Genomic DNA, 16889 nt, shown 5'->3' on the forward strand with positions numbered 1-16889 from the left:
GCCTGCCACTCCATCCGCCCATGGCGGGCGCGCTCGTGGTTGCGCGATAGCGACGGCGGACTCGGTCACACAGCTGACCGTGAAGCGACGAAGTTGGCGCCGAGCTCGAAGTCCCATGCCCGAGGGAGAGGCCTGGTGCCTGGTCTCGTCCAGGGGTCCAGGCGATCCAGGAGGCCCAGCGTTCGGCAGCAGGTGAGTAGCTGATGAAGAAGTCGGTAGCCCGGGGCCACCCGAGCTCACGACAAAAGTCCTCTTGGGTGGACCCGCCAACCCGTCCAACAGGCCTCGATCCTGTTTCACCGCAGCGGATCCGGGTGGCTCTCGGACGCCCAGACCGAACGGCTGCTCGACATGGGCATCAGCGAACGAATCTCGAACGTGCTCGTTCGCGAGGGCGGCTGTAGCCTGCCCGTGCCTCGATCGAGGAGGAGGCTCGTCGGCCGCGCCCTAGGAAAGCCAAGCCGCCGAGCTCCTCCTCGCGGGGTCCATCCGTGCTTCGATCAGGAGGGCACCCGTGAACGACGACAGTAGCTCATCCATCCCGAACGGCTCCGGCCGCAGACCCACCAGGTCGCCGTGGCTCCTGTGGGCGGCCTTCTACACCTGCGTTCTGGGTGCCGTCGTTCTCGGCATCGTGGAACAGGGCCCGTCCTCGCTGGCCTTGGCCGCTGCGGCCAACCCCCTCGGAACGGCCGCTGTTCGAACCAACCGCACCTCGTGATCCACTGGGGCTGATTGCCGCCCTTCGGTGCCCGGTCACTGTGCGGTGACCGGGCACCCTGCTCGTGCCGGACGTCAACTGCGCCAATCAGCTACGCCGCCCTGACCGACCCCCACCTGGTCGGCGCGCATTGGACTACGGAGACCCAATGGCCCACCGACGTGGCGCAACAGCTACTGGGTGTCGCGCGCCGGCGGTGCCGTAGGCGAGGTCAAGCACGGAAGGTGGAGGTGGACGCCATCATTGATCAGCTCGACGGTGACCCGCTCGTCCTAGAGCAGGGCCACGATCCGGCCGGGGGTGCGGTGAGCGATGTCGGGCATGGCGTTGAAGAGGTGGGTGGCGCCGGCGCCGATCGCCTCCAGGGTCCTGGTGCAGTCGGGGTCGGCCCGACCGCCGCAGCGGTCGGCGCGCCCGCACACGATGGATCTCACCTGACCGCCCGTCAGTCGAGGTCAGCAAAAGTCAGCATCAGTACGAGAACACCCCGACAAACCTGCCTACACCTGGGAACGCCGCCCCCGGTCCGTCGAACCCGCTCCGGCCCCTGCGAGGGTGCCCGGCCGGCCAACCGCGATCGGGTAAGTCGTCACTTTAAGCTCTTTACTCACACCTTTCATCCCGATATCGTCTGCTTACCGGATGGTCGACATCGCTCTGCGTGTGCGGCCAGGAGGTCAGGGTCATCGACTGGGCGTGGTGGAAGACGTTGCCGTCGTCCCAGGGCTTCTTGGCCCGCTGCAGCCGGGTTAGTTCAGCGGGTTCATGGCTCCGACCAGCACCAACCAGAACACCGGCCACTGAAAATAGGTGACGCACCACCACTGCAACCACATGCCGCATATCAACGGTCCCCTGGTCAAGATCCTGATCAAGCCATAGGTATCGGCGATCAAGTCCGCGCGGTGCCGGCCGATGCGTCGTCGAGCGGTTCGTCGAGCCCTGTGGTCACAGCTTCTGGTCGGGCAGGTCCGCCAGTTGCGGCGGCGACCGATGAATGCCCGGTGTGCTTCGATGACTTGGGTTGGGTAGATGGTGTTGTAGCCCATCGTCGTGTTGATGTTCTTGTGCCCGCAGATGACTTGGCCGATGTGCGGCGGAAGGCCGTTGAGCGTTGTGCCGGTGACGAAGATCCTTCGGAAGTCGTGGGTCGCGAAACAGCCAGTCCTCCCCGCGCAGGCGGGGGTCAGTCTGCGGGGCCGTCGCTGTCGGGCACGCCCCTGCTGTCCCTTCGGGGGCGTGGGGGGGGAGTGTGACGGCCGTGCTCAAAAGCCGGCTGTGTCGAGTTCGAGGCTCAGCGGGGCCGGGAGTTGCAGGAAGGTTCCGAAGGGGTGAGGTCCTTCGACCCGCGTGTAGCCGAGCCGGCCCGGCTGGGAGAACAGGGTGCAGGTGCGTTCCTGCCGGTCGACCAGGAGGTAGACGGGAGCGCCGAACTGCGAGTAGCGCCGCCGTTTGGCGGTTCTGTCGGTTTCACCGTTCGACGGTGATGTCACCTCGACGACGAGTACGGTCTGGTCCGGGAGGAGGGCTCCCTCCGTCTTCGCCAGCTCGGCGGGTACCACCGCGAGGTCCGGCACGTAGAAGTTCTCCGTACCGGGCAGGTCGAGGTTCCCGGAGCCGGCACGGAGGCCGAGTTCGCGCATGCGGGGCCCGATCTGCTCGCGGATCAGATCGACAGCGCTCTCGTGAGCCCATGACGGTGAACGGGGGTGATGACTCCCTCGACGATCTCGACGCGGTCACCCGCAATATGCTGAATCGCATACTTCAGGGCCTGCTCCGGATTCGGCACCCGACTGTAGTCACCCGGGCCGGCATGCGCTGTGCTCACGTGCTGCTCTCCTGTCCGGATCTCAATCCTCAGAGCGGACCAGCGACAGTAGGTTGCTGCGGCCTGGCTGCCACGGCCACAGCACCGGGCCGGCCCCGGCGTGCAGAGGCGTTGGGAGGAGCCAACGCACCCGGTAACGTTACTAGGCATCGCCGCAGGACGTGGACAGCCCGCGATTCATCGACTCCTTTCGAAACCATCCCCCCGCGCCCGCGGGGGTCAGCCGAGCGGGGACTTCCCCGTCGGCATGATCACGGTGTCCTCCCCGCGCCCGCCGGGGTCCCAGTCCAGGCGCAGGCTCTGGGACCCTTCGAGCTCGATCTGCCCGGCGAGCAGGGGGTGGGTCTCACCGGCCCGGTCGAGCAGGTGGAAGTGGGTGTGTGCGTCCACGGAGACCACCATGCCTATCTCGATTCCGGGAACGTAGCGGACCGAGGGTTTTGGGTGCCCTGCCCGGCGCCCTCCCGGGCCGACTCCGGCCTCCTATCACCGTGATCAATCAGCCAAGACCCCTCAACCAACGGCAGAGCCCACAAGTTGAGACAGGGCCCGAGATATCGGACATCAGTTGTCCAGCACGTCCGACAGCATCCTGGACTGTCGCTGTTCGATTCGAAGGGCGGTGGCACGCTGCTCGGAGCGCGCTGTCAGCCGACCCTGGAGAGGAAGCCCTCTACCGCTGCCGTGAACGCCTGCGGGTCGTCCAGCCAGGGGTAGTGGCCGGCGCCCGGCTGGACGGCGAGCCGCACCTCCGGGAAGAGTGACGCGGCGTCGGCGGCGGACTCGGCGGTGGGCCACAGGTCCACCTCGCCGACGAGGAGCAGCACCGGGCAGGGCAGGGCGCCGAGGCGGCGCCGGAGTTCCCCGGTGTCGGGTGTGTAGTCCTTGTAGTAGTGCTCGCTGACGGGCAGCGCCCGCTGGGCGGGGTCGGCGGCGGCGTGGGCGCGGGCGGCGTCGTCCCAGCGGCCGTACATCAGCGGCTCGAAGGCGAGGCGGTACGGCGCGGCCTCGGCAAAGGTGTTCGCGGTCATCATGTGCCGGTGCGCCGCCACGGCCTCGGTGTGCCAGGGTTCGGCCGCGCGGGAGGCGATCACCTTCTCCGCGCCCGTGTCGGAGGGTAGTCCGACGGCGGCGTAGGACGGGTCGACCAGGGTCAGGCTGGTCAGGCGGTCGGGGTGGGCGGCGGCGTAGAGCATCGCCAGGCCGCCGCCTGCGGAGTGGCCGAGCAGGTCGACGCGGTCCAGGCCGAGATGCCGGCGCAGCGCCTCGACGTCGGCCACCAGGCGGTCGACCCGGTAGGTGGCCGGGTCGGTGGCCGTCGCGGAGGCGCCGGTGCCGCGGGTGTCGGGCAGGATCAGGGTGCGGTGAGCGGACAGGCCGCCGAGGTCGCCGAGGTATTCGGCGGCGCGGCCGGGGCCGCCTGGGAGGCAGAGCAGCGGCGGGCCGTCGCCGAGGGTACGAAAGGCGAGCGCGGTTCCGTCGTACGAGGTGATGAACTCCATGGCGGGCAGCCTGTGGGACGGTGGCCCGGGCCGACTATCGTTCAGTCACAGCTAAACGATCAGAGGGTGGGGCGGGCGTGGCGGTGGGGATCCGGCTCTCGGCGGCCGAGGTGGCGCGGGTGCGGCTCGCGGTGTCGCCGCTGGCCGAGACGGTGCTCGGGGTGCGGGCAGCTCTCGGCGTCGGCGGGCACGAGGTGCACCGGCCGTGGGTACGCGAGGCGCAGCGGGTGTTGGCAGAGGAGCCGGAGTTGCCGTTGCTGCGGACACTGCTCGAAGGCTGCCTGCCGTCGTTCCTGTTCCCGGTACCGCAGGAGCGCCTGCCGGCGTTCGATACCGAGCTGGCGGGCCTGCGGGCGGCGGACCCGGCGTACGTCGCGGCGGAGTGCGCTGCCGCGCTGGGTGCCCGGGCCGGGGAACTGCCGGGGCCGGCCGTGCTGTTGGGACGGGTTGCCGATGCGCTGACGCGCTTCCACGTCCGGCTGGTGGCCCCGCACTGGGGGAGGATGCGGGCGGTGCTGGAGGCGGACCTGGGTCGGCGGGCGGTCGCGCTGGTGGACGGCGGGGTGGAGGGGCTCTTCGCGCAGCTGCACACCGATGTGGTCTGGCGGGAGGGCGAGTTGGTCGTCCAGGGGCGCCGCCGCTCGGGGGCGGTGTGGACGGTCGAGGCAGGCGGGCACGGGCTGGTGCTGATGCCGTCCGTCTTCGGCTGGCCCGACGTCATCGTCGACTACTCCCCGCTCGCGGCCGCCTCCATCCGCTACCCGGTCCCCGGTGTCGGGCTGCTCTGGGAGCAGCCCCGGGCGAGCTCCGCCGGCCTCGCCGCCGTCCTCGGTCGCACCCGCGCCGCCCTGCTCGCCGAACTCGGCGAACCGCTGAGCACCCCCGACCTCGCCGCCCGCCTGGGCGTGACGCCCGGCGCCGTCTCCCAGCACCTCGGCGCGCTGCGCGGCGCCGGGCTGGTGACGACCTCCCGCACGGGTCGTACAGCCGTTCACCTGCGCACCCGGACCGGCACGGCGCTCACGGCCCAGCCGTCGGACTGACCGCGGCCCTACCCCTCACGTACCCCCTCCACCGCTGCCCCGTCCACCGCGTTCCGAACCCGCCGTAGCCGCCGAGGCCTCGCCCGGCACCGTCCCGCCCCCTGCGTTCCCACCGGAACCGGCCGGCGCCACCCTCACCCGGGTGGCCGAGGACGGATCGGTACTGTGGCAGGACACCCCGTCGAGAGGCGCCCTCCCCCATGGCCAAGAACGCCGCCGAACCGCGTGCCGTAGCCCGCAAGCCCCTGCTGCAGCTGACCGGCGTCACCCGCTCGTACGGCGAGCGGGAGGTGCTGCACCCCGTGAGCCTGTCGCTGGCCGCCGGAGAGTGCGTGGCGCTGCTCGGACACAACGGATCGGGCAAGTCGACCCTGCTCAGGGTCGCGGCCGGACGCGACGTACCCAGCAAGGGCACCGTGTTCTTCGACGGCATCCCGATGGACGAGAACGACCCCCGGGTCCGGGCCCGGGTGGCGGTGGTCGGCGACACCGTCGCCTGTTACCCCGACCTGACCGTCCGTGAGCACCTGCTTCTGGTCGCGGTTGCGCACGGGGTCGCCGATGCGCCCGACTGGGTCTCCCGGGTACTGGCCGACCGGATGCTCACGGCCCGGGCCGACGCACTGCCCTCCGCCCTCTCCTCCGGGCAGATGCAGGCCCTGCTGCTGGCCTGCGCGCTGGTGCGCCCGCGCGATCTGCTGCTGCTGGACGAGCCCGAGCAGCGCCTGGACCCGGACGCCCGCCGACACCTCGCCGACCTCCTCAGGGCAGAACTGGCCGACGGTGTCGGGGTGTTGCTGGTCACCCACCATACCGACCTCGCCCTGGACGTGGCCGACCGGGTCGTGGTGCTGGAGGACGGCAGGATCCTGAAGCAGGGCGCGACCCGCAAGGTACTGGCGGCGGAGTACGCGGCCCGCACCGCCGCGGACTCGGCGGGTGCCCGGTGACCACCGCCCACCCGGAGGCCGGCCCCGCCGTCGAGGCCTGGACGGACGACGACGACTGGACCGACGAGACACTCGCCCTGCTACGCGCCCTGCGTGCCCCCCACCGACGCAACCGCGCCAAGTCGGTCGGCTTCGCCGTCTACTGCGTGGTACTCATCCTGATCATCTGGGGCGGCGTACCCAGCCTCGGCCTGTTCCTGCAGGCGTCCATGGGCGCCGACTACACCGGCCACGGCGGCGACCTGCTCGCCGCAATGCCCGCCGGCATCACCGCGGCCGGGCTGCTCACCTTCCTCCTGCTGGTCCGGGACGGCCTGTGGCGCGGCCCGGTGGTGCCACCCCGGGCGGCGGCCGACTGGCTGCTGGTCCACCCCGTCCGGCCCCGCCCGGTCCTCCGGCCGTGGTTCTGGCTGTCCTGCACCGTGGCCGCGTTCCCCGGCCTGGTGGCGGCGGTCGGCGGCATGGTCGCGCTCGGGCTGACCGTCCGGGCCGGCCTGCCGGCCGCACTCGGCTGGTGCCTGCTCGGAGGGTTCTGCGTGCCGCTTCTGGCAACCTGCGCCGCGTTGGTGGTGGAGCGCGGCGACCGCGCCGCCCGCTGGGTGCGCCGGCTCACCCCGTATCTCACAGTGTTGATCATCGCGCTGGCGGGGCAGAGCGCACTGGCCGTCGCCGGTCACCCGGTGCACTGGTTGGAGCTGGTGGAAATGTGGTCGGGGCCGTGGGGCTGGGCCGCGATCGCCGCACTGGCGCCGACCCCGGCCGCTTCGGCGGGCAGCTGGGTGGCCGCCGCACTCCTGCTGGCGTCGACCGGTGCCGCCCTGGTACTCGCCGACCGGGCCGCTTCGACGGTGCCACTGGCCCGGCTGCGGGAACGGGCCAGGACAGGCGCCGGGGTGCTGGCCGCGCTCCGGACGGTCGAGCTGCGCAGCGCGCGGCTGGCGGTGAACAGCGCCAACGGCAGCGCCCGGCAACGCCGGGTCCGGCTGCCTGCGCCCCGGCGGGCCTGGCTGGTGGTGCCGTGGCGGGACACCCTCGCCCTGCTGCGCTCCCCCGCCCGGCTGGGTCGCGCGGCGGCGCTGGCGGTTCCCGCACTGCTCTGCGCCGTCCTCGCGCACGGCGCCACGGGCGGGTTGGCCTGGCTGGCCACCGCCGTCTCGCTGGTGTTCGGCTACCTGGCCGTCGCACAGTTCCTGGAGCCGGCCCGGATCGAGACGGACGATGTCCGGCGGGCCTCCTGGTCACCGTATCCGTTTGCCGCTCTGATGCTGCGTCATGCGATCGTTCCGACGCTGGCCGGGGTGCTGCTGGGGCTGGCCTGCGCCGGGGCGCTGCTCGCAGCGGGCGCGGGCCCGGCAGCCTGGCTCGCACCGGTTGCCGCACCGGCCCTGGTAGCGGCGGGGCTGGTGAACGCCTGCCGCGGGGTGCTGCGCAAGGACCTGATGTTCTCCCCGGCCCAGGGCGCGGGCGGCGGGACGGGCCCGCTGCTGTTCGCCGCCTGGTACGCGGCCGGGCCCGCCGTGGGGGTGGCGGCGCTGACGCCGATGTTCTCCTCCGCGCTGCGCGGCGGGGCGATCGTGCCGGTCGGCAAGGCCGCCCTGATGGCGGTCGTGGTTGCGGTCCTGCTGCTGCGCTGGGCGCAGGCCAGGGCCGCGAAGATGAGCAAGGCCCGCCCGGGGAGCACTCCGTAGGGGAACGAGTCCGAGGACCTCGGTGGCCGTGGGCGAGGTGTGGTCGCTCGATCGTGGCGCCGGTGGCCCGGCCGTACCGGATCAGGGTAGCGAGAGCGAGTGGCCGTACCGGATCGCGGTAGCGAGGGCGAGTGGCCGTACCGGATCGCGGTAGCGAGGGCGAGTGGCCGTCGACCCCGTGCGGGCGAAGACGCCGGCCCCGGTGCGGGCGCCGGGTGCTGTTCCACGCCGAGCCGGCTCTTCACGGCGCCGACGACCGCTTCGATCCGCCGGCGGACCCGGGCGAGCCGGCCGAAGCGGACCGGTTCGCCCTTGCGGTCCGGCCCGCACGAGGTGCGGGAACGATCTGCGCGGTGAGGGGCATGGGCGGTCGCATGAGGCACGTGCCCGCCTGGAGCTCCAGGCGGGCAAGGTCGCCCGGCTCCCCTGACGTGGTCGCTGCATCGACGTGATCAAGGTTGCGCGGTTCCCGCACCCTCCGCTAGCGTGTTCGGCGTCTGTAATCGACACAAAGGGAGTGGCGAGGGCTAAGCGACCTGCGAAGGACCGCGATCAGCAAGTCCGTTGAGGACTGATCGACGGTTGAGAGGGCCGATGAAGGCCGGAGTCGGACACAGGATCCGACCACCCATCTCCACTGCTGAAGCGAGCAGTGTTCTTCACCGAGTTCGTTACGCGTACTCCCACTCCGGGCGATTCGCCGCACCGCGGCGCTGCTCCTCGATTACAAGGACTCCTCATGGCTTCCCGCTCGTCCGGGCCTGCCGTCGACGCACCCGCACCGGCCTTGCCGGCCAAGACCAACGCGGTCGTGCTGACCCTGATGGTCGCGGTCTTCCTCTCCCTACTCGACACCCGGATCCTCGCGACGGTATTGCCCCGTATGGTCAGCGACCTGGGCGGCCTCTACCAGTTCGCCTGGGTCACTACTGGTTACCTCAGTCCTTGTGGTCCTCTCCTCGACGCTGGACCTGCCCGCCCGCCGACAGGCACACATCGACTACGCGGGAGTGATCCTTCTCGTCCTGGCGATCGTCGGCCTCAACCTCCTCACCAGCTGGGCCGGCGTCAAGTACGCCTGGAGCTCCCCGGTCAACCTCGGCCTCGCCGCCGGAACGGTCATCGCCATGGCGCTCTTCATCCTGTCGCAGCGCCGCGCCCTTGACCCGGTGATCCCACTGTGGCTCGAACTCACCAGTGTCTACGCGGACTCCATGCGAGTCGTCTTCTACACGGTCGTCCCGATAGCCGTAATCGGACTCGTGGCCTCGCTGTTCCTCAAGGACGTCAAGCTCGTCGGCCGGCCCGCGCCGACCAAGCCGGACGAGTCCCTGGCCGCCGACTCCGGCTCGCCCGCTCGCGGCACCTCCTGACGCACCACTCGAGGAGTGGCCTCCCTGCACTGTGTCCACAGTGCAGCACATCCCTGACAAGGAGAGACACGCATGATCTTGGTTACTGGCGCCACCGGCAACGTCGGCAGCGAACTCATCGCCCAACTCGCCGCCGACGGCGTGCCGGTGCGGGCTATGACCCGATCGCCAGGGAAGGCGAACTTCCCCACCGGCGTCGAGGTCGTCGCCGGGGACTTCGACAAGCCAGAGACCCTGCCCGCGGCTCTCACGGGCGTTGACCGGGTCTTCGTCGTCCCGCCGGGCTACGGCCCCGAAGGCCCAGTCCAGGAGGCCACCCTTGTCGCCGCCGCCCGCCAGGCCGGAGTGCGACACATGGTCAAGCTCTCCACCAGCGGTGTCGGCTTCGGCGCCACCGACCCACTCACCTCCGGCCACCGTGCCGGCGAGCTGGTCATCCAGGAGTCCGGCCTCGACTGGACGATCCTGCGCCCTGGCACCTTCATGGTTTACCTCCACGGCTACGCCGACACCATCGGCAAGGAGCGGACCATGTACGTGACCGAGGGCGACCCCGTCTCCGCCATGATCCACCCGCGCGACATCGCCGCGGTCGCGGCCAAAGTGCTCACCACCTCTGGTCACGAGGGCCAGGCCTACACCCTGACCGGCGGCGAGGCGCTCAGCCCGCAGCGGCAGGGCGAGATCATTGGTGAGGCACTCGGCCAAGAGGTCAAGGTCGTCGAGCGTACAACTGCCGAGACCCAGGCGGAGTTCGACCGCCTCGGCTGGGGCGGCCCGCGCCTCGCGGCCCTGCTCGAACTCAAGCGCCAGTCCGCCGCCTGGGACTGGAACATCTTCGAGTCCGTCGAGCAGATCACCGGCATGGCGCCGCTGACCCTGCGCAACTGGGTCGACGAGAACATCCACATCTTCGGCTGAGCCGATCCGCACACGGCACAGGGCTGATGCGGCCGGGATCCCCCCGGCGCACCAGCCCTGCACTGTATCCCCAGCCTGGCACAGGTTCAGCGCGATCACGATCCGCGGCTGGAGTACCAGGGTCTGTTGCGAAAGTGGATCTTGAGTTGCGATGACCATGGAGTGGCCGCGAGGGGATCTGACGGACCGGCAGTGGGCTCGGCTGGAGCCGTTGCTGCCGACGGGGAAGAAGCCGGGAGGCCTCGCACGTGGACGCGTCGGCAGCTGATCGACGGGATACGGTGGCGGACCCGGGCTGGCACGCCCTGGCTAGGGCGTGTTTTAGGTTCCGGATCCGCGCGGCTGCTGAGTCCAGCCCACGGAGCTGCGACTGCAACTCCTGGGTGAGGTGGCTGCAGCGGGCGTACCCGATGCGGATGTCCGGCGCCCGGGGTGTCCGTCTCGGGCGCGGACAGTGCGTGGTCACTCCTTCGAGTGGGAGTCGATGTCGCCTGCGGCATACGGCTCTGGTGATCACTAGCGTCGGTTCGGTGCATCCGGTCCACGGTGCATAGGCGTGAAGAGGAGTTCGTGATGAGTGCGTTCGACGATGCGTTTGAGTCCACGGTGAAGCTGGAGGCCGCTTCCGGGGACCGTGCCGCCTACGGCATCACCGAGGCGGTGGCCAGGAAGGAGGGGTACACGGGCGCGATGTCGGATCTCCCGCTGGAGACTGCCAAGACCATTTACCTCGACCGCTACTGGAAGCCGCTGCGGCTGGAGGCCATCGCCGAGGTGTCCCAGCCGCTTGCCCTGAAGCTGTTCGACACCGGCGTCAACATGGGTATTGGGACGGCGGCGAAGTTCCTGCAGCGCAGCCTCAACGCCCTGAACCAGCAGCAGGCCGACTACCCGGACATGACCGTGGACGGCGCGATCGGCCCGAAGACCGTCACGGCACTCAGGGCTTTCATCGACAAGCGGAAGCCACTGGGCGAGACGGTGCTGCTCAAGGCGATCTCCAGCCTGCAGGGCGCGCGGTACATCGAGATCGCCGAATCCCGGGACCAGAACGAAAAGTTCATCTTCGGCTGGCTGGCGAACCGGGTCTGACGGTCATCGCCTCGCTGGGGTGGCCGACGCCGATCAGGCCCGGCGTCGGCCGCCCCAGAGCACGTGCGCTACCCCTCGGGGGTGGTGGTCTGGTCCTGCGAGTCGAGCTTGGTGAAGTCGATGTCCAGGTCCGCTCCTGGTTGTCGACGGAGTGCCGCTGGAGCTCCCGAAGGGCATAGGCCGTTTCAGGTTCCGATCCGCCGGGTCGGCTGAGGCGTGATGATCGTGCCGTGGGGCGCGGGGATCTCTCGGATGAGCAGTGGTCAGTGCTGGAGTCGGTATTGCCTGCAGCTGGGGTGCGGCGCAGGTCGAGCAGTCGGCGGCGGTTGGTGGATGGGGTGCGGTGGCGGGTCCGGACCGGTGCTCCATGGCGTGACCTGCCGCCTGGGTACGGGCCTTGGCAGACGGTGTACGGGCTGTTCCGCAGGTGGCAGCGCCAGGGGGTGTGGGCGCGGGTGTTGACGTTGTTGCAGGCGCGTGCGGATGCGGCGGGGCTCATCAGGTGGGAAGTGAGTGTCGACTCGACGGTCTGCCGGGCTCATCAGCACGCGGCCGGTGCCCGCCGGGACGGGGCCGGGCAGAAGGAGCCGCCGGGCGGTGTGGTCCGTGAGCCGGAGGATCACGGGCTGGGCCGCTCGCGGGGCGGGTTCGGCACGAAGATTCACCTGGCCTGTGAGCAGGGCCAGAGGCCGTTGTCGTTGTTGGTGACGGCGGGTCAGCGTGGTGACAGTCCGTTGTTCGTGCCGGTGCTGGAGGCGATCCGGGTGCCGCGCCTGGGGGCGGGCCGGCCGCGCCGGACTCCGGTGCTGGTGCGGGCGGACAGGGCGTACTCGTCGGCGGCCAACCGCGCGTATCTGCGCAGGCGTGGGATCCGGTGCACGATCGCCGAGCCGGCCGATCAGGTCCGCAACCGTCGGCGGCGGGGCCGTTCGGGTGGCCGCCCGCCGGCCTTCGACCGGGAGGACTACAAGGCCCGTCACGCGGTGGAGTGCGCGATCGGCCGCCTCAAACGCAACCGGGCCCTGGCGACGCGCTTCGACAAGCTCGCGGTGCGGTTCGAGGCCGTCGTCATGGTGGCCGCGATCAACGAGTGGCTGTGAGCGGCGCTGGTGCCAGCTGTGCGCACCGCTGTGGTGGCGGTGGGATGGACGAGGCGTCCCGTGCGGGCTGGGCTCGCGGCGGGAGCGGCCCGCCGCCGGTAGAGGGAACTTCGGCGGCGGGCCGGCGCCTCACTGGGCGGTGTTGCGAGTTGCGTTGGGGTCCAGGATCTCGGTCTTGCTCTTGAGGCGCGGGAAGCCGTCCGCATCGTCGTAGTCGTAGTCGTACCTGGTGACCGCGTGGGATGTCCGTTCCTCCAACAGGTTGCCGTGGGGGTCGAAGCGGCGTGTCGTCTCCTGGCTCTCGGTCTCGGTGCCGCGGGTCCACGTCTCGGTCGTGATGACCTCGTTGGCCGGCGGCGGCAGGTAGCGGTTGACGACGCGGGGCACGCCAGCGTGGGCGCCGGTGGTCTCTTCCAGGACCGTGCGGTGGAGGTGGTCGTAGCGCCGGGTCACCGTCACCGTCTGGGTCAGCTTGCCGCGGGCTGTCGTGAGGTCGCGCGTTTCGACGACCGTCGAGCCGTAGGTGTAGGAGGTGTCGCCGATGGGCGGGAAGGTGTCAGCGGGCTGGGTCTGTACTGGTGCGCCGGGGCCGCTGTAGCCCGGCTCGGTGTAGCTGTACCGCGTCACGGTCACGGCCTGTCCACCGTCTCCCTTCTCCTCCTCGCGGCTGGTCAGCGCCCGGGGCGAGGCCCCGCCCGGGGTGGCGAGCTCGTACTCGTACGAGGTGGTGCTGTCGCGGGAGGCGCCGGTGCGGGTGAGGGTGGTGATCCTGGAGACGGCACCAGATTTCACGTAGCCGAACCGCCGCTGCGGCTCGTCGGGCCAGGGGGAGGTGACCTCGGCGATACGGCCGTCGCTGTCCAGGTTGAGCGTGAAGACCGCCGCCTGGTCGTCGGGGTAGGTGATGGTGACCTTGCCGGGCGCCCGGTCCAGGCGCAGCACCGGACGGGAGCCGCGGGTGATCTCGTGCAGGGCGTGGCCCTGGCCGTGGGGGCGGTAGGTGAACCGCAGCCCCTGGTCACCGGGGCCGATCTGCCTGGGCAGCAGCACGCCGGCGCCCTGGACCGGGGCGAGGACCTCGACCATCCCGTCCGGGTACGCCACCTGGTAGGCGCCCGCCTCGTCGGCGGCCGGCGTCACCCGCACCCCGCGCGTCCCGTTGGTGGGCCAGCCGTCCGCGCCGATGCGCTCGGTCGTGCCGGAACGTGTGGTGAGGATGCCCGTCGCGCTGTCGTAGGTGGTCAGTTCGAGGGCCCATTCGCTGCCGAACCCGGTGTCGGGAGCGCCGGGGGCGAAGCTGACAGCGACCTCGATGCGAGCCCCCTCCGGGGAGGGCAGGTCGAGGCGGAATCCGACCTGTCCGGTGCGCGGATCCACACCCGGGACGGGATGGGTCGAGCGCGTCGGGGTCATGGTCATAGCGGTGTCCTTCCAGGAGGACTTGGCCGTCCCATGCGAGAGGCGGGGTACCGGCCGCAGTCCCTTTCGGTGGGCACCGGCCGGGCCGCGCGCAGGCATCCGCCGGGGCCTGCCGCACCTTGGCGGGCAGCCGCCGGTTCCCCCCGGGCGCGCACCGACCGCGCCCGGCGGTCCAGCCCATGGTGGCCGCTGGTACAGCCCGCGCCCGAGCCCGGCCGTTGATCTTCACTCTTTCGAGTGAAGATCAACCAAAAGTCTGGAGGCAAGAGTGCTGCCGTGCATCGCACCTCATACCGGGCCTGGGCCCATCCGGGGCACGACCCCGAGCCGACGGCTGCTCGCCTGCCAGGCCGCAATCTCAAACACGGCCTAGGCCGGCGTTCGTCCTGTCCGTTCTGTTCCTCCGCGCCGCCCCCTTTTGCCGGGCTGTCTCCTGCTCCTGCCCGGCTTCTTCCAGGGCCTTCATGAGGTGCTTGCTGACCTGCATCCCCGCGGCGTCGTGGTGGGCGCGGACCGTGGTGGAGTCCACGCTGACCAGCGACAAGTCCGTTCTTCCCGCCCGGGCACCCTCGGCGATCAGGCCCTCCAGCAGGGCCGTGAACACACCGGCGTCCCGCCAGACGCGGAAGCGTCCGTAGACGGTGGCCCAGGGCCCGAACTCGGCAGGCATCTCCCGCCACTGCCCACTGGAGCGGAACCGCCAGATCACCCCCTCGAACTGCTGCCGCAACCGCTCCGGATACGGCCCGTACCTACCAATCGGCAGATACGGCTCGATGAACTTCCACTGGGCATGAGTGAGTTGCCTACGCGTCACGACCACAGTCGTACCGGATTCCACGCCTCGAACAGGCCAGAACCCAGCAGTTGATCACGGCATCACACGGGCCCTAGTTGTACGACCCGTTGAACGAGGAGATGCGATCGTTGAAGGTGTTTACGCCGAAGTAGGAGCCGTCTGCGTTGTAGATCGTCACCCTCCGCAGGTCGGCTGCGGCCCATCCGGGGTACAGCTTGATGTATTTCCCGCCCTGGTCGTAGTTCTGGTAGAAGCGCTCGACCAGGTTGGTGTTGTTGACGATGGAGGACGTCCGATCGTTCGCCATCCCGTTCAGGACCGCGTTCAACTGGATGGCGCCCAGCCTGCCCCGGAAGTCGTGCCTGAGACCGTTGTAACCAGTGTCTTCGTAGAGGCACACGAAATCGGACGGGCAGTCTTCCCCTGCTGCCTGGGCCGGTGTTGCGCCAAGTGTCACGCCACCGACCAGTGCGGCCGTGGCAAGGAGGACGGAGAATGCGCGTGATCGCATGGAGTTCCTTAATCGCGGCCCAGCGGCGGGCCGGGGCGACAGTGAACGAGGGACTACACCACGGGAGTTCGCCGTGCTGGCCCAGCCAAGCAGGGCGCTGGGCTAACAGCGGGGAACCTTCTGAACAGTTGCAGAAATGTGATGTGGGTGTTCGTCGCACAAGGGCCGTGTGATGTGTGCGTCGAGGTGGCGGCGGGCGCGCGCGTGCCCGCAGGGCCGAGCGCAGGGGGCTGGACGCCGGGCTCGGGGGACGGGGCGTGGCGGTCCTCGGAGGTACGTCGAGGGCGCGACCGACGGCGTCGTGCGCTACGACAAGTCCCCCGAGAGCTATCTCGCAGGCGTTCACCTCCGCGCCGCAATGATCTGAATCGACGACCTCCTGAAGACCGCCGACTGATCACGACATCACACAGACCCTAGACGTCCCCGAGCGGTACGGTCCCTGGGACCGGCAGCGCAACGCGATGGAATGCGGGATCAACCGCCTGAAACGGCGCCGTGCGGTGGCGACACGGTACGACAAGCTCGCCGTGCGCTACGAGGTGACGGTCCTGGTCGCGGCCATCAACGAATGGCTGTGAGCAGGACGGTGCGGAGCCGAGATGCGCCGGGAAACACATGGAATGTCCTGCGGCGACCTGCCACTCTGGCCGGGTGCTGTTCAAACTGACGGGTTCCAGTTGCTCCGGGAAGACCACCATCGCCCGCGCCATGGGTGAACGGCTCGGCGGGATCGTCGTGCACGACTTCGACGAACTCGGTGTTCCGGACGACGCGGACCGGATCTGGCGGAACCGAACGACCGAGATGTGGGTGTGCCGTGCGCTGGAGTACCAGCGGCGCGGACTCGATCTGCTGCTGACCGGCCAGTCTCCGCTCGGTGAAGTCCTGGCCGTTCCTTCGGCACCGCTGCTGGAGGGAATCGCGGTGTGTCTGGTCGACGTGTCGGACGAGATCCGGCGCCGCAGGCTCACCGAACGCGATCCGGGCCGGTGGGACACCCCGGCTGTCGAAGCCTTTCTCGGCTGGGCCGACTGGCACCGCGAGCACGCCAAGGACCCTCGGTACCGGCCCAACGTCATCACCGACGACAGCTGGCCCGAAATGTCCTGGGACCGCTGGACCGCCTGGACCGCCAGTGACCGACGATGGTCCACCCACCTGATCGACAGCACGGACCAGTCCGTCACGGACTCTGCCGACCAGGTGGAGCTCTGGGTGGCCAACCAGCGCGAGGCCTTGCGATCAGGCCATCTCGGACTGTCGCGAGGCTGGACGGATCAGGCATTTCCCGAAGGAAGTCCTTGATCTACTTTCGCAGCAGGCCCTAGGAGTAGCCCACCCGGTCAGCCACTCAGGAGTCCGTCCCGCAAGCTGTGCACCGGGCGTTTCCGAACAGGTGGGTCAGTGCGGCGGCGACCTCTTGCCGACCGTCCGCGAGAGCGATCCCGTGGAGGCGCCGACCGATGCGCCGATCTCCTGGCCCAGGGGGGATGAATTACCTGGACCGCCGCTCGACGACTGTGATCCACTTCGACCATGAGTTTTGTCGGTGGATGTTTTCGTCGTTGATGCGGACGGCAAGAGACAGATCTTGGACGTTCCGGAGGGATGCTCTGATCTGGCTGGATTCGAGCGCTGGCGTACCACGGTGTGGGGCTCGGAGGTGGTCCGTGCACTGGGAGCGCAGTTCTTTCCGGTCCTGGCCGGCGCCGACCTGCAAGTCGAGGCCAGCCAGGTGCCAGGGTTCCGCCGTGAGTGTGCCGTGCTCCGCGAGAACCTGGAGGAGATCGTTGCCGGGGGTTCCCCGGAAAGGACGGCCGAAGAACTCAGGCGCCAGATCTCTGAGCTTGTTGTTTAACCTCGCTGGTCACCTGACCTGCTGATCTGCGGTTCTTTCCGGGACAGCGGAGGCGGCCGTTCTTCACGCTTCGAGATG

Annotated in this window: 16 protein-coding genes and 3 pseudogenes; 10 read left to right on the forward strand and 9 right to left on the reverse strand. The window is 69.8% G+C overall.

Annotation, left to right across the window (positions count from 1 at the left end; translation table 11 throughout):
- Positions 1–514 precede the first annotated feature (514 nt).
- Complete coding sequence (locus tag ACIGZJ_RS32125) at positions 515–721, forward strand: hypothetical protein (RefSeq protein ID WP_396460590.1); 207 nt, start codon at positions 515–517, stop codon at positions 719–721.
- Positions 722–907: 186 nt separating this feature from the next.
- Here the strand turns inward: ACIGZJ_RS32125 and ACIGZJ_RS32130 are convergent.
- The 6 genes and pseudogenes from ACIGZJ_RS32130 to ACIGZJ_RS32155 form a co-directional block, all read right to left on the reverse strand.
- Positions 908–1089 (reverse strand): annotated as a pseudogene (locus tag ACIGZJ_RS32130) (N-acetylglucosamine-6-phosphate deacetylase); the annotation flags it as partial.
- Positions 1090–1324: 235 nt separating this feature from the next.
- The gene (locus tag ACIGZJ_RS32135; RefSeq protein WP_396460591.1) at positions 1325–1564 is read right to left on the reverse strand and encodes a BBE domain-containing protein; all 240 of its coding nucleotides are present in this window, start codon (positions 1562–1564) and stop codon (positions 1325–1327) included.
- Positions 1471–1770, reverse strand: a complete 300-nt coding sequence (locus ACIGZJ_RS32140) for a hypothetical protein (protein ID WP_396460609.1) — start codon at positions 1768–1770, stop codon at positions 1471–1473. The genes ACIGZJ_RS32135 and ACIGZJ_RS32140 overlap by 94 nt, the downstream gene beginning before the upstream one ends.
- Before the next feature lie 216 nt (positions 1771–1986).
- A pseudogene (locus ACIGZJ_RS32145) lies at positions 1987–2552 on the reverse strand (Uma2 family endonuclease).
- Between the two features lie 219 nt (positions 2553–2771).
- Positions 2772–2942 (reverse strand): hypothetical protein, encoded by a 171-nt coding sequence (locus ACIGZJ_RS32150; RefSeq protein WP_396460592.1) that lies wholly within the window; start codon positions 2940–2942, stop codon positions 2772–2774.
- A gap of 257 nt (positions 2943–3199) precedes the next feature.
- The gene (locus ACIGZJ_RS32155; protein WP_396460593.1) at positions 3200–4054 is read right to left on the reverse strand and encodes an alpha/beta fold hydrolase; all 855 of its coding nucleotides are present in this window, start codon (positions 4052–4054) and stop codon (positions 3200–3202) included.
- A gap of 77 nt (positions 4055–4131) precedes the next feature.
- On the opposite strand from ACIGZJ_RS32155, the gene ACIGZJ_RS32160 reads away from it, so the two are divergent.
- The 7 genes from ACIGZJ_RS32160 to ACIGZJ_RS32190 all read left to right on the forward strand — a co-directional run bounded on the left by ACIGZJ_RS32160 (position 4132) and on the right by ACIGZJ_RS32190 (position 12221).
- Positions 4132–5097, forward strand: a complete 966-nt coding sequence (locus ACIGZJ_RS32160; protein WP_396460594.1) for a DUF5937 family protein — start codon at positions 4132–4134, stop codon at positions 5095–5097.
- Positions 5098–5297: 200 nt separating this feature from the next.
- The gene (locus ACIGZJ_RS32165) at positions 5298–6047 is read left to right on the forward strand and encodes an ABC transporter ATP-binding protein (protein ID WP_396460595.1); all 750 of its coding nucleotides are present in this window, start codon (positions 5298–5300) and stop codon (positions 6045–6047) included.
- A complete protein-coding gene (locus ACIGZJ_RS32170; RefSeq protein ID WP_396460596.1) occupies positions 6044–7735 on the forward strand; it encodes a hypothetical protein in 1692 nt (563 codons plus the stop codon). The genes ACIGZJ_RS32165 and ACIGZJ_RS32170 overlap by 4 nt, the downstream gene beginning before the upstream one ends.
- Before the next feature lie 947 nt (positions 7736–8682).
- The gene (locus ACIGZJ_RS32175) at positions 8683–9108 is read left to right on the forward strand and encodes a hypothetical protein (RefSeq protein WP_396460597.1); all 426 of its coding nucleotides are present in this window, start codon (positions 8683–8685) and stop codon (positions 9106–9108) included.
- A gap of 72 nt (positions 9109–9180) precedes the next feature.
- On the forward strand, positions 9181–10029 hold the full coding sequence (locus ACIGZJ_RS32180) for an SDR family oxidoreductase (protein WP_396460598.1): 849 nt from the start codon (positions 9181–9183) through the stop codon (positions 10027–10029).
- A gap of 573 nt (positions 10030–10602) precedes the next feature.
- The gene (locus ACIGZJ_RS32185) at positions 10603–11121 is read left to right on the forward strand and encodes a glycoside hydrolase family 108 protein (protein WP_396460599.1); all 519 of its coding nucleotides are present in this window, start codon (positions 10603–10605) and stop codon (positions 11119–11121) included.
- Between the two features lie 230 nt (positions 11122–11351).
- On the forward strand, positions 11352–12221 hold the full coding sequence (locus tag ACIGZJ_RS32190; RefSeq protein ID WP_396460600.1) for an IS5 family transposase: 870 nt from the start codon (positions 11352–11354) through the stop codon (positions 12219–12221).
- Between the two features lie 129 nt (positions 12222–12350).
- On the opposite strand, the gene ACIGZJ_RS32195 is transcribed toward ACIGZJ_RS32190, so the two are convergent.
- The 3 genes and pseudogenes from ACIGZJ_RS32195 to ACIGZJ_RS32205 form a co-directional block, all read right to left on the reverse strand.
- Positions 12351–13640: a hypothetical protein gene (locus ACIGZJ_RS32195; protein WP_396460601.1), complete on the reverse strand. Its 1290-nt coding sequence runs from the start codon at positions 13638–13640 to the stop codon at positions 12351–12353.
- Positions 13641–13990: 350 nt separating this feature from the next.
- Positions 13991–14457, reverse strand: a pseudogene (locus ACIGZJ_RS32200) (transposase); the annotation flags it as partial.
- Between the two features lie 73 nt (positions 14458–14530).
- Complete coding sequence (locus ACIGZJ_RS32205; protein ID WP_396460602.1) at positions 14531–14950, reverse strand: peptidase inhibitor family I36 protein; 420 nt, start codon at positions 14948–14950, stop codon at positions 14531–14533.
- Positions 14951–15604: 654 nt separating this feature from the next.
- Here ACIGZJ_RS32205 and ACIGZJ_RS32210 point away from each other — a divergent pair.
- A complete protein-coding gene (locus ACIGZJ_RS32210; RefSeq protein WP_396460603.1) occupies positions 15605–16258 on the forward strand; it encodes a hypothetical protein in 654 nt (217 codons plus the stop codon).
- Between the two features lie 244 nt (positions 16259–16502).
- Positions 16503–16811, forward strand: a complete 309-nt coding sequence (locus ACIGZJ_RS32215) for a hypothetical protein (RefSeq protein WP_396460604.1) — start codon at positions 16503–16505, stop codon at positions 16809–16811.
- Positions 16812–16889: the final 78 nt, after the last annotated feature.

This window comes from Kitasatospora sp. NPDC052868 (genome assembly GCF_044547105.1).
In the GTDB taxonomy this organism is placed as follows: domain Bacteria; phylum Actinomycetota; class Actinomycetes; order Streptomycetales; family Streptomycetaceae; genus Kitasatospora.